This is a genomic window from Pseudomonas sp. S3_B08, from assembly GCF_054667725.1.
This window is the reverse complement of the sequence record NZ_CP162750.1, coordinates 3,226,469-3,238,326: the sequence shown is the minus strand read 5'-3', so window position 1 is coordinate 3,238,326 and position 11,858 is coordinate 3,226,469. Positions and strand designations below refer to the sequence as shown.

Sequence of the window (11,858 nt, the reverse complement as noted above, 5' to 3'; positions counted from 1 at the left end):
AATATGTTCGGTATAACTCAGGACGCGTCTGCGGCCATTTCAGCGTCGTGGGCGATCAGCGACACCAGGGCGTTCTGCTGACGGTGCGACAGCTGACGGAAGCGCTGCAACAGCTCGCGCTCGTGCAGCGACAGCTCCGGGCTGTCCAGGCGCATGCTCAGCTCTTCGCCCAGTGCGCCTTCCTGAATAAGACTCTGCTCAAGGCGCGCAATGATTTCGGAGTTCATGCTGCGATGATGATTGCGAGCCACCTCGGCAATGCGTTCACGCATTCCGTCTGGCAGACGTACGACAAACTTGTCAGCCGTACGGCTGGAATAAATTGCCTGTTTCAATGGGCGCATATATTTAACCGGTTAGTTCAGGGGAGCGGTTCTCGGGATTGGCCGCAGGATGTGTGGTAGGACAAGCATCCGGACCAATTGGTTCAACCTGAATTGTTAAGAGGCCGGCATCATGCCTCAAAATTGCCAGATCATTGGCGTCAATTCTGTGACAAATATTGAGCCGGGTAAAGGCGTAATGCCAGCACCAGTTGTCAGAAATGCGGACTGGTTGGAAAACTTTCCATCCTTCCGTATCGCTGCCCGCTTTCGCATGCACATCTGTTGATGTCCGAAGACCTTAGAACGTGCATGCTATGCGGCTCGCTATTCTTGATCCCTATGTGTACAGGATAGTGGCAATTTGCCGATTTACTAGAGGCAGGACCCGTCGGAGGGCGTTTTCGGGATGGATGGCAAGCTTTTTTACCTGATGGGGCCGTCCGGTTCGGGCAAGGACAGCCTGATCGAAGCAGCGCGTGAGCCACTGCGTGAGTTGAACTGTGAAGTGATGCGCCGGGTGATTACCCGATCGGCGGAGTCAGTCGGCGAAGATGCAATCGGCGTGACGCCTGAAGAGTTCGACCGGCGACAGCACGCTGGCGCTTTTTCCTTAGCCTGGCAAGCCAACGGCCTCTCTTACGGCATTCCAAGGGAAATGGATGAATGGTTGCAAGCGGGCCGGCACGTATTGGTTAACGGGTCGAGAGCGAACCTGCGTCAAGCAATGGAGAAATATCCAACGCTGGTGCCGGTTCTGCTGACAGTCAACGATGAGGTCCTGCGTAAGCGCCTGCTCAAGCGTGGCCGGGAAACCCCTGAGCAAATCGACGCAAGACTCGCGCGCAACGCACTGTTCAAAGACCGCAGATCCAGCGACAGCCCCGTTCATCAGATCGAAAATTCTGTTGATCTTGCTGAAGCTGTCTCTGCATTACTTGAGCTGATCCAGCTCAACGCAGAACCGGATCAAACTTGATCTTGCGCCCTGCAATCAGCGCCAGCACAAACAGCACCGCAAACACGCCACAGCCAACCAGAGGCAAGGTGACTTCCGTCTCCTCGAACAGCGCCAGATGGGTAACGCCACTCAGTAAAGCGAGGATCAGAAATCCCGTCGCTGATTTGGACATGTTGTACTCCTGAAGATATTTCAAAAAACCAGACGTTCGGTGGTCGGCGCCGAGGCTAGCTCAGGCTCGCTGACCATTTGCGTAGAGGCATCGCTGCGATCACTCAGCACCGCCCACTGCGGCGCTTTCTGCACCTGCAAGTAATGCGGCATGCGCTGCGCCACTGGCTGCTCGATGTCCGCCTTGGGAAAAAAATGCGATCCGAGCAAGAAGGCCAATGCCGCTGCGTTTGCAAGCAAGAGGGTGCTGTTCATGGCACGACGCTCCAAATTGTTCTTTTTGATAGAACAGCCATAGCAGTCGCCGTGCCAACAGTGTAACGGCTGATAAGTCCTTTAAAAACAAGGGTTTGGTAAGGTTTTTCGGGCGGCACTGATTGCAAACTGCAATGACCGCTTTTTCGCGTAGTGCAAATTGCCCGGTAAAAGTTCCCACAATCTTGCACGGCGCCTGCCTACACTTAAAAAGCCCTACGGACGACATGACAAAACAGGGGCCGGCCGTTAACATGCACGCCGTCTATCGCCCCGCGTACAGCGCGCTTCAATCAGTGTCTCAGTAGCTCAATTGGATAGAGCATCCCCCTCCTAAGGGGAAGGTTGCAGGTTCGAACCCCGCCTGGGACACCACTTCTTGAAAACGAAAAGCCCCGTCGCATTTATCCATTGCGACGGGGCTTTTTGGTTTGGTCGACGAACAGGCGTTTTGCACTGTTACAAACTCCGGGGTCCCACCTCTGCCGTTGCATCGGGGCATTTGCGCCGGTGCTGACTGACGATCAGTCGCCGTTCAGTTCGACTTTGCCGAGAGTGCTGCTGACGTCGGTGACATGCCGACGGCCGTGGACTTCGTAAGTAGTCCCGCTCGCCTCGACGCCCGGCTTGCGCACGGCCAGTTGAGCGAATAACCCCGTCTTTTCGCTGTAACTGCCGAACCAGTCAATCAGCGCTCCGATGTAGCATTCGCCGCCGATCATTACCGGCAAATCAGCGATCTTTTCGATGGTGTAGTGCCCTGGACCGTAGCTGTAGTAATCGTCGTCTCCGGCACCCGTGGGAGGAATAGGGCAAAGGGGCGCGTTAGCGGTTGATTCCGATGCGACTTTCATTGCCTGGGTGATGGCGTGTTCGAGTGCCCCGTGCAGTTCCGCGTCAAGCTCGTAGGTGCTGGTGCCATCCTCTTTATGTTGAGTCGTGGGCACCTGCAGGGCGTAACTGTAACGCACGGACACCGTCGGCACCTGACGGTTGACCTTCAGCGGATTGAGCAGATACAGGTTGTCGACACCGTAGGCGCCGTTTCGGTAGGCGGCATAGATTCTGTCGTGAAGCTTGATCCAGCTGATTGCCTGATTGGCGCCACGGTCGTTGGTGTAGAACAGCGAGCTTTCCGGCTCGACCGATCTTTTGACGAACCGCTCGCCCGTGCGGCGCCAGGTTTCCACGTAGGTGAACAAGCCGGTGCCGCCTGCGTATGTGTCGACGATAAGGTCGCGCTGGCCATCATTGTCCAGATCCAGCAGTGCGTAGGAAGACCGTCCGGTCTCGGCGGCGCCGTCGATGCTTGAGGCGTTCAATGCTTTCCATTCGTCCTCGCTCACGCCTTTGGGACGCGACTTGGGGAAGTTGGTTTGCTCGCCGTAGCTGTCGACTGGATCGCCCGCGAACGATGTCTGCGAAGACTCGAAAGCCCGTGCGGCCAAGGCATGTTCCAGGGCTAATTCCGGGTGGTTTTTGCTCTCGGCACGAATGCTTTCCTGCAGATCGTTCATCGCCTGAAGATCCACGGCGTCCGGCTGCCACATTGCGGCTTGCGTCCACTGTGCCTGCAATGCTTGCAGGCGCTGGCGGTAGCTGCCATCCAGGCAAGCGACATCGACTGCGCAGGCATTGCGGGTTTTCAGCCAGGCGCGCTGGGTGCGCTTGAGCTCAGGTTGCGTCGCTGTGGCAGTTGTCATCAGTTGGCGATACAGCGTGCCCATCTGCGCGTCTAGCTCATACAGCGATTTATTCGCGCAAATCGTGTTTTCCACGTCGTTCGCCGCTTTTTTGCAATCCATCGCTGCCGCTGTCGCTTGCTGGACAAAGACAAGCAAACACGCTGACAGGATGTAGCGTCCCTTGATGTACACGATTCAGTCCTTATGCAAATCCTTGAGCAGGCGCGCAGAGTAATACTCCAGGCAACATTCTTGAAGCTCCACCCTCAGGCCCCGGCACTTTTGGCCGATAACCCGAACGGTGAGTTCAGGCTCGTGCGAAATCGCTTGATGGCGCATGGCCTCCAGCTATCATCTGCGCGCCTGAAATCGCCTCGGTTCGTTTTCTTCAATTGCCTGGAAATCTTCGATGTCGTCGTATCACCAAAAAAGCTTTCTGATCGTCGATGATTTTTCCGATTTCCGCAGTTCCGTGCGTTCGATGTTGCGTGAGCTCGGCGTCAAGGATGTCGATACTGCCGACACTGGCGAGCAGGCGCTGAAGATGTGCTCGCAGAAGTCCTACGATTTCATTCTTCAGGACTTCCACCTCGGCGACGGCAAGAAGAACGGCCAGCAGGTACTCGAAGACCTGATGTCGGAAAAGCTCATCAGTCACGAAGCCGTTTTCGTCATGGTCACCGCCGAGACCAGTCAGGCGATGGTGCTCAGCGCGCTGGAGCACGAGCCGGATGCGTACCTGACCAAGCCGTTCAACCGTTCCGGGCTGGCCCAGCGCCTTGAGCGTCTGGAGCAACGCAAGACGTTGCTCAAACCGATTCTGCAGGCCCTTGATCGCGGTAAGCCGGTCGAGGTGCTCAATGCCTGTATTGCCTTGTGCAAGCAGGACATCCGCTATTCGCCGCTGTGCCTGCGCTACCGCGCCGACGCCCTGCGTGACATGAACCAGAACGAAGCGCTGGAGCGGCTTTACGACGGCATCATTGCCGACCGGCCGTTGCCGTGGGCCTTCGCTGGATTGGGCAAGTTGCTGTTCAAACGCGGGCAGGTCTCGCAGGCCAAAGAGGTCTATGAAAAGGCCTTGAAAGTGTTCCCGATGATGCCGGCGCTGTATGACGGCATGGCTGATGTGCTGGTGGCCGAAGGCGACAGCAAAGGCGCGCAGCGGGTGCTCGAAGAAGCGATTCGACTGTCGCCATTGGCGGTGCGCCGTCAAGCTTTGCTCGGCAAACTGGCGATGGCCAACGAAGATTTCGAAACCGCCTCGCGCGCTTATCGTCAGGCCGTGGCGCAGGGCGCGCAGTCGCGTTTCAAGGACCCGGAAAGCAATCTCGGCCTGGCGCACGCGCTGATCAGCAAGGGTAGCGATCGCGGGCTCGACACGCGTACGCGACTGGAGATCAACACCACCCTCAGCGCTGTGGCCAAAGAAAACCCGAGCGACCCCGGTCTGCAGATTCGCGCGCGTTTGATGAAAGCCACCAGCCTGTTGCTCAACGACGCCGAAACCGCCGACAAGCTCACCGAACAGGCGCTGATGCGCCTCGATGGCATGGAGCAATTCATGAGTCCCGAGGCGGCGTTGCTGGTGGCCAAGCAGTTGCAGATGCTCGGTCAGGCCGAGGCGGGCACTTCGATGCTCAAGAGCTGCGCGGAGATCTACGGTGATGACCCGGCGGTGATGAAAGACATTGCCAAGCTCACCGACGATCCGACGATTCTCAGTTCGAGCAACGCTGCGGCCGATCTCAACCGTCAGGGCGTGCGGGTGTACAAGACCGGCAATCTGGTCGAGGCCCGCGAAGTGTTCCGCAAGGCGCTCAAGCTGCAACCGAAAAACATCAGTATTGCGCTGAACCTGGCCCAGTCGCTGCTGCACGGCACCGACACCAGTGTGCCGTCGGCGGAGCTGGAAGAATGTCGGGCCTGCCTGAAACTGGTGGGCCTGATGCCCGACACCGACGCGCGGTTTGCGCGTTATCAGAAGCTGAAAAGCAAGGCGTTTGGCGAATGAACCCAATTGATCCGGCGCTGGATTTTTCCACGGTGATTGCCTCCACCGTCCACGACATGAAGAACTCCCTGGCCATGCTGATGCAGGCGCACAGCCAATGGCTCGCGCGTCTGCCCAAAGAGCTGCGCGACGGCTCGGAGCAGGGCGTGATCGACTTCGAGTTCGCCCACCTCAACGGCATGCTCGTGCAGTTGCTGGGGCTGTACAAACTCGGCGTCAACCAGTTGCCGCTACAGCCGGCCTATCACGAACTCGACGATTTCATCGAGGCGCAACTGGCCGCGCATCAGGAAGTGTTTGCCAGTCGCGGCATCATCGCCACTTATGAAGTCGACCCGTTGAGCCCGCTGGGTTTCTTTGATCGCGAGCTGATCGCCTCGGTGCTCGGCAACTGCATCAACAATGCGATTCGCTACGCCCGCGAGTCGTTGCTGATTACTGTCAGCGACGAAGCCGGGCAACTGGTGTTGAGCATCAACGACGACGGCGACGGCTATCCAGCAGAGATGCTCGAGCGTCAGGCCGATTATGTGCAGGGCATCAATCACAGCAGCGGCAGCACTGGCCTCGGTCTGTATTTCGCCAATCGCATCGCCGCGCTGCATCAGCGCAACGGCGTGGAAGGGCGCACCGAAATCAGCAATGGCGGGCCGTTGGGCGGAGGAGTGTTCAGCCTCTACTTGCCCTGAGGTCTGGTGTTGGAGCTGCCGAAGGCTGCGATCTTTTGATTTTAAAAAGCAAGATCAAAAGATCGCAGCCTCGTTGCACTCGTCAGCTCCTACGGCTCCTGCACAAGATCGGGATTTTTGTGGGCGCTGCTTGATATTCCGAACAGCCGCAGCCTATTTTGTCCGGGTCGCCGTTCGCGGCTCGCACAACAACAAGGATTGCGTCATGACAACCGATGGCCAGGGTTCACTCGCGCAGCGATTGACCGGCATTGATGAGATTGAATGTGTCACCCCGGATCTGAACGGTGTGCCACGGGGCAAGGTGATGACCGCCGAGGGTTTCCTCGAAGGGCGGCGTTTGCAGTTGGCGCGGGGTGTGCTGCTGCAATGCATCATGGGCGGCTATCCGCCGGCGCGGTTCTACGGCAGCGATGACGGCGATCTGGCGCTGGTCGCCGATCCTGCGCAGATTCATCGTTTGCCCTGGAGCGACGAGCCGCGCGCCATGGCGATTTGCGACGCCGACGAACTGAGCGGGGAGAGCTCCAGTCTCTCGACCCGTGGCCAGCTCAAAGCGGTCATCGCCCGTTACGCCGCGCACGGTCTGGCGCCGGTGGTGGCGACCGAACTGGAATTTTTTGTCTTCGCACCCAATACCGATCCGACTCAGCCGTTCCGTCCGCCGGTGGGCCTCGACGGCCGCCGCGAGGATGGCCAGTCGGCCTTCAGCGTCAGTTCCAACAACGGCCTGCGGCCGTTCTTCAGCGAAGTGTATAAATGCATGGCGGCCCTCGGCCTGCCGCGCGACACCTTCATGCATGAAATGGGCGTCAGCCAGTTCGAGATCAATCTGCTGCACGGCGATCCGCTGCTGCTGGCCGATCAGACGTTCCTGTTCAAGCATCTGCTCAAGGAGGTCGCGCTCAAGCATGGCCTGAGCGTGGTGTGCATGGCCAAACCGCTGGCGCACACGCCGGGCAGTTCGATGCATATTCACCAGAGCATCGTTGAGATCGGCAGCGGCAAGAATGTCTTCACTGACTCGAACGGCGAGCCGACGTCGATGTTCCGCCACTTCATCGGCGGGCAACAGGCAGGCCTCGCCGATTTCACCGCACTGTTTGCGCCCAACGTGAATTCCTATCAGCGCCTGTGTCATCCGTACGCGTCGCCGAACAATGCCTGTTGGTCCCATGACAATCGCGCCGCCGGCTTGCGTATTCCCGCCAGCTCGCCGGCCGCACGTCGGGTCGAAAACCGCTTGCCGGGCGCCGACGCCAATCCGTATCTGGCGATCGCCGCCAGTCTGGCCGCGGGTTTGCACGGCATCGAACAGGAGCTGGAGCCGAGCGCGGCAATCCAGGGGGAGTTCGCCGTGCCGGATAATCTGGCCTTGCCGTGTACCTTGCACGCCGCGCTTGAGCGTCTGAAACGTAGCCAGTTGGCGAGGGAACTGTTCGGGTCGGAGTTCATCGAAGGCTACATCGCTTCGAAGACCATGGAGTTGACCAGCTTCTTTGATGAAATCACTCCCTGGGAGCGCCGTGTGCTGGCCGCCCAGGCCTGACGTATCGCTGCTGCCGGGCTGTCGTTCTGACCGCCCGGTATTTACTGCAAGGAGCCGCTCGGAACGCCGATGCGCCAAATCTGGAAATCCTTTCGAGCGCTGTATTTCGCCTCGCTGATGATGTTGATCGGCTCAGGCCTTCTTTCTACTTATCTGGCTTTGCGTCTGGCCGCCGACAATGTCGACGGGCTGTGGGTCGGTGCGCTGATGGCGGCCAACTATTTCGGTCTGGTGCTGGGCGGCAAGATCGGCCATCGCCTGATCGCCCGGGTCGGGCATATCCGTGCCTACTCGGCGTGTGCGGGGATCGTCGGCGCGGCGGTGCTCGGTCATGGTCTGGTGGACTGGCTGCCGGCGTGGCTGGTGCTGCGGACGATCGTCGGTCTGGGCATGATGTGTCAGTACATGGTCATCGAGAGCTGGCTCAACGAGCAGGCCGATGCCAATCAGCGTGGCCTGGTGTTCAGCGGTTACATGATCGCCTCTTATCTGGGCCTGGTGCTGGGCCAGCTGATTCTGGTCATGCATCCCGGCCTCGGGCTGGAACTGCTGATGCTGGTGGCGCTGTGCTTTGCCCTGTGCCTGGTGCCCGTGACGCTGACTCGACGGATTCACCCGGCGCCTCTGCACCCCGCGCCGATGGAGCCGCGCTTCTTTATCAAACGTGTGCCGCAATCGCTGAGCACGGTGCTCGGCGCCGGTTTGATCATCGGTTCGTTCTACGGTCTGGCGCCGCTGTACGCCTCGCAACAAGGGCTGACGACCGAGCAGGTCGGTCTGTTCATGGGTAGCTGCATTTTTGCCGGTCTGCTGGTGCAGTGGCCGTTGGGCTGGTTGTCCGACCGTTATGACCGCGCATTGCTGATTCGCTGCTTTGCCGGGTTTCTGGCGGTGGCGGCGTTGCCGTTGGCGATCATGCCGCAGGTGCCGCTGGAGGTGTTGTTCGTCGTCGGCTTCTTCTGTTCGCTGGTGCAGTTCTGCCTGTATCCGCTGGCGGTGGCGTTTTCCAACGACCACGTCGAAGGCGATCGCCGGGTGTCGCTGACCGCGATGTTGCTGGTGACCTATGGCGTCGGCGCGAGCATCGGGCCGCTGCTCGCGGGTGTGCTGATGAAGTTTCTCGGCAGTCAGAGCCTGTATGCGTTCTTCAGTTTCTTCGCGCTGGTGCTGGTCTGGCGGATTCGTCCGAAAGCAGTGACCAACCTGCATCAGGTCGACGACGCACCGCTGCATCACGTGGCAATGCCGGACAGCATGTCGAGTTCGCCGCTGGTGGCGGCGCTTGACCCGCGTGTCGATGAGCAGGTGGTGCAGGAGCAGATGGTGCAGGACCCGGCGCCGGTCAATCCTGAGCCTGAGCCTGAGCCCGAAGCGCAGCCGGAAGCAGTCGTTGAAACCGAACAGGACAGTGGCGATGACGACAAGCCTGCGCCGGATATCAGCGGTGGCCGGCCTTGAGTCGTACGTAAACACCGGCGCATAAAAAAGGGCAGTCCCGCACAGGACTGCCCTTTTTATTTGTTGCTGCGACTCAGAGATCGTCTTTGTCGAAACGCCGTGCTTCACGCTGCAACTGGTAAACGAAACGCTCGACGTTGCGCGCAGCCTGGCCACTGATGTTGTGGAAGCGCAGACCGGCGAAGGTGATGTTGAGTTTTTCTTCGAAGTGCAGGTAGCGCAGCTCGACCGATGTTGGCTGATTGCCGAACAGCGGCGGGGCGATCAGGCGATCGTAGACCTGGCCCAGTTGCAGGCGATCAGTGATGTCGCCTTCGAAGCGGAATTTGCAGCCGGTGGCGGAGATGTCCAGCAGCTTGCCGTGCAGAGGAACCTTGAGCTTTTCGCCGCCCAGTTCAACGCTGACCAGGTCGGTGAGTTTCAACGCAGCGCGGAAGGCGTTGCGGCGCTGGTGGTAGACCACTTCGCTCGGCAGGTCGCCGGTGTAGAAACGGTCACCGTCGGATTCTTCGATGTTCAGCGTGCCGTTGCATTCCCAGGCGATGCGCACGCCGTCATGAAAGCCTTCGACCTTGAACGGCTCGCCAGCCTGGAGGAAGCGTTCGCCATCGCGTGGGATCATTTCGTCCAGCGCGATCGTTGCGGTTTCGCGGTCGACCTTGATCAGGTAACTCTGAAAGCGCTGGCTGCGTTCATGGAAGGTGATGATCAGCGGATCGTGGCTGTCTTGCAGCTGGCGCAGGTTGCTGGAGATTTCCAGTGGCGTGGTGAGCACCTTCGGAGGCTGCGGAGCATCATCCGCGCTTAGGGTGTTGGACACGGTTCTTCAATCTCCAGACAAAATAAGACTACGACTGGCCAGTATTTTGCCAGCATGTTGCGCAGGTGGATAGTACAGGGTCAGCGAATGGCTCATGCCTGGCTGAGCGTTCGCGGCTTGACCGGTTTGGCAAAGGTCCCGCTGGCGTCGTACAGCGCTGGCGGCTCACCGCCGGTGAGGATCTTCAGCTGATTGGCCGTGGTCGCCTGCTGGATCTGGATCGACTGGCCATTCTTGACGTTGGCAGCCTGGCACTGGGCGATCAGCGCGGTCAGGGCATCGCCCTGGGTCAGCAACTGGTCGCCAATGCTCGACTGGCTGGCCAGTTGCTCAAGACCTGTGCGATCGGTCGGCAGGTTGAGGCTGGCGAGGATTTCGCTGCGCTTGCGGCCATGCTGCTCGAGCAGAATGATCAACGCTTGCTTGGTCGCCAGAATTTCTTCCAGCAACGGCATGTCACGACCATGCAAAGCGAGGGATTCGGTTTGCAATAACTCCAGCAATTGTTGCGCTGGAGCAAAGTCGTCGTTGATCAGTTGCAATAAGTTAGTGTCGTGCATGGCTGGCCTTGGGGTTTAAGCGTCCAAAAGCCTGGCGCCGGCAAAAGCCTAGCGCTGGGCTTCGAAGTTGAGCAGTTTGCTGGCTACACGGTTGCTGTCGACTTTATAGCTGCCATCGGCAATCGCGGCTTTCAACTCGGCCACACGGGCTTTGTCGACAGCAGGCTGATCGCGCAGCTTGTCAGTGACCTTCTGCAACTGTTGAGCCTCATTGCTGAGGTGTACCGACTCCCCGCTTTTGGCGACATTGGCCTGTTCGGCCTGGGTATTCAGCGGCGCGGAGGGGCTGTTTTCAGCGCTTTCCTTGGCGTTGCTGGTACGTGTGCTGCCGGTTAGTGACGAGGAACTGTTCAATCGGTTGAAATCGATAACCATGATAAAAAACCTCTGGGAATTTGGACGCTTGCCATGTTTTCGGCTATCCCCTGAAAAACTTTAGGCCCAATCAACCATAAGCTTGCATGCGCCGTTGCGAGACCTGCTGCGGCACAGTTTAGGGAAGCGACGGGATCGGCGCCAGTTTTCTCCACGAGGCTTTTACATGGCCACTTCGACCAGTCCCGGCGCAATCACCTGCGCCTTGATAACTCTTTGAGAATTAAGGTTTTTTACTCGAATCTGTTCTTTCATTCCGCCATTGGAGAGCGCTTCCCCCGGCATGCGTACGGCAAGGGTGCCGCTGCGCGCAGTGATCACCACCTGGTCACCCTTGCGGACCACTTCGGCCTGTTCCAGATGCACCAGAGTTATGACCTGATCGGCGACCGTTGGTCGGGTAAGTTTCTGCCCGATCGCTTCGTCGACGGAGGTCAGGAAACCCTGGTTGATCGTGCTGACGTCGCGCTCGCGCAAGGTCACATCCTGCGGCTCGATAATGCCGGCGCGTTTCAGCGGACGAGTGGTCGTCACGATCTCGCGAAACAGGCGGACTTGAGCGGGTACGAACACCGTCCAGGGCGAACTGCCTTCGCAGCGAACCTTCACCGTGACGCGGCCCAGCGGGCGTGCCGGGCTCTCCAGAGTCGCTGTCAATTCCTTGTCGCACATGGGCATGCGCATGCGCGGGTCGAGCTGGTTGACTTCGATTTCGTAGCGGCCTTCGGTTTGACTGGAAGCCAAATAGTCTTCTACGGTGAATTCAAGAAAGCCCTGAGTCACGCCGATAAGCATATCAGGCAAGGTAACCGCATCTGCATGGGCAGGACTGCCAGCAAGCAAGCAGCAAACGGCGGACACCGCGCAAAGCCCTTTGCGAAGGGAGGATGTCAGGCGTCGGGAAAATGTCGTTTGAGCGTTCATACGAGTTAAAAAGCAAGCGCCGTGCCGTTTAGCAATGAATGTGCGTCGCAACAACACTTGGCGTTGATGTAGGA

General features: G+C 58.9%; 13 protein-coding genes and 1 tRNA gene. 6 read left to right on the top strand and 8 right to left on the bottom strand.

Annotation, left to right across the window (positions count from 1 at the left end; all coding sequences use genetic code 11):
* Positions 1-17: 17 nt before the first annotated feature.
* Positions 18-344, bottom strand: coding sequence for an Arc family DNA-binding protein (locus AB4N73_RS14665; protein WP_003178899.1), 327 nt, complete (start codon positions 342-344; stop codon positions 18-20).
* Positions 345-732: 388 nt separating this feature from the next.
* On the opposite strand from AB4N73_RS14665, the gene phnN reads away from it, so the two are divergent.
* Complete coding sequence (phnN, locus tag AB4N73_RS14660; RefSeq protein WP_375122558.1) at positions 733-1,302, top strand: phosphonate metabolism protein/1,5-bisphosphokinase (PRPP-forming) PhnN; 570 nt, start codon at positions 733-735, stop codon at positions 1,300-1,302.
* Here the strand turns inward: phnN and AB4N73_RS14655 are convergent.
* Positions 1,277-1,456, bottom strand: coding sequence for a PA3371 family protein (locus AB4N73_RS14655; protein ID WP_016773599.1), 180 nt, complete (start codon positions 1,454-1,456; stop codon positions 1,277-1,279). The two genes, phnN and AB4N73_RS14655, sit on opposite strands and share 26 nt — an antisense overlap.
* A gap of 20 nt (positions 1,457-1,476) precedes the next feature.
* A complete protein-coding gene (locus AB4N73_RS14650; RefSeq protein ID WP_056788077.1) occupies positions 1,477-1,710 on the bottom strand; it encodes a hypothetical protein in 234 nt (77 codons plus the stop codon).
* Positions 1,711-2,008: 298 nt separating this feature from the next.
* Between AB4N73_RS14650 and AB4N73_RS14645 the strand changes: the two genes are divergently transcribed.
* A tRNA-Arg gene (locus AB4N73_RS14645) sits at positions 2,009-2,085 on the top strand.
* 149 nt (positions 2,086-2,234) lie between these two features.
* On the opposite strand, the gene AB4N73_RS14640 is transcribed toward AB4N73_RS14645, so the two are convergent.
* Entirely contained in the window at positions 2,235-3,587 is a 1,353-nt protein-coding gene (locus AB4N73_RS14640) for a lysozyme inhibitor LprI family protein (RefSeq protein WP_460142238.1), read from the bottom strand.
* Between the two features lie 217 nt (positions 3,588-3,804).
* Here AB4N73_RS14640 and AB4N73_RS14635 point away from each other — a divergent pair, with 217 nt between their 5' ends.
* From AB4N73_RS14635 to AB4N73_RS14620, 4 genes are all read left to right on the top strand, one after another.
* Positions 3,805-5,409 (top strand): tetratricopeptide repeat-containing response regulator, encoded by a 1,605-nt coding sequence (locus AB4N73_RS14635; protein ID WP_016773603.1) that lies wholly within the window; start codon positions 3,805-3,807, stop codon positions 5,407-5,409.
* Positions 5,406-6,098 carry a sensor histidine kinase gene (locus tag AB4N73_RS14630; protein ID WP_016773604.1) on the top strand — a complete coding sequence of 231 codons (693 nt, stop codon included), beginning with the start codon at positions 5,406-5,408 and terminating at the stop codon, positions 6,096-6,098. Before AB4N73_RS14635 ends, AB4N73_RS14630 begins: the two co-directional genes overlap by 4 nt.
* Before the next feature lie 307 nt (positions 6,099-6,405).
* The gene (locus tag AB4N73_RS14625; protein WP_191622427.1) at positions 6,406-7,647 is read left to right on the top strand and encodes a glutamine synthetase family protein; all 1,242 of its coding nucleotides are present in this window, start codon (positions 6,406-6,408) and stop codon (positions 7,645-7,647) included.
* A 69-nt stretch (positions 7,648-7,716) separates the two neighbouring features.
* A complete protein-coding gene (locus AB4N73_RS14620) occupies positions 7,717-9,105 on the top strand; it encodes an MFS transporter (RefSeq protein WP_460142237.1) in 1,389 nt (462 codons plus the stop codon).
* A gap of 73 nt (positions 9,106-9,178) precedes the next feature.
* On the opposite strand, the gene AB4N73_RS14615 is transcribed toward AB4N73_RS14620, so the two are convergent.
* From AB4N73_RS14615 to flgA, 4 genes are all read right to left on the bottom strand, one after another.
* Complete coding sequence (locus tag AB4N73_RS14615) at positions 9,179-9,925, bottom strand: flagellar brake protein (protein WP_041479276.1); 747 nt, start codon at positions 9,923-9,925, stop codon at positions 9,179-9,181.
* 92 nt (positions 9,926-10,017) lie between these two features.
* Positions 10,018-10,485: a flagella synthesis protein FlgN gene (locus tag AB4N73_RS14610; RefSeq protein ID WP_041479278.1), complete on the bottom strand. Its 468-nt coding sequence runs from the start codon at positions 10,483-10,485 to the stop codon at positions 10,018-10,020.
* A 48-nt stretch (positions 10,486-10,533) separates the two neighbouring features.
* A complete protein-coding gene (gene flgM, locus AB4N73_RS14605; protein ID WP_016773609.1) occupies positions 10,534-10,860 on the bottom strand; it encodes a flagellar biosynthesis anti-sigma factor FlgM in 327 nt (108 codons plus the stop codon).
* 162 nt (positions 10,861-11,022) lie between these two features.
* A complete protein-coding gene (gene flgA / locus AB4N73_RS14600) occupies positions 11,023-11,784 on the bottom strand; it encodes a flagellar basal body P-ring formation chaperone FlgA (RefSeq protein WP_460142236.1) in 762 nt (253 codons plus the stop codon).
* Between the last annotated feature and the right edge of the window lie 74 nt (positions 11,785-11,858).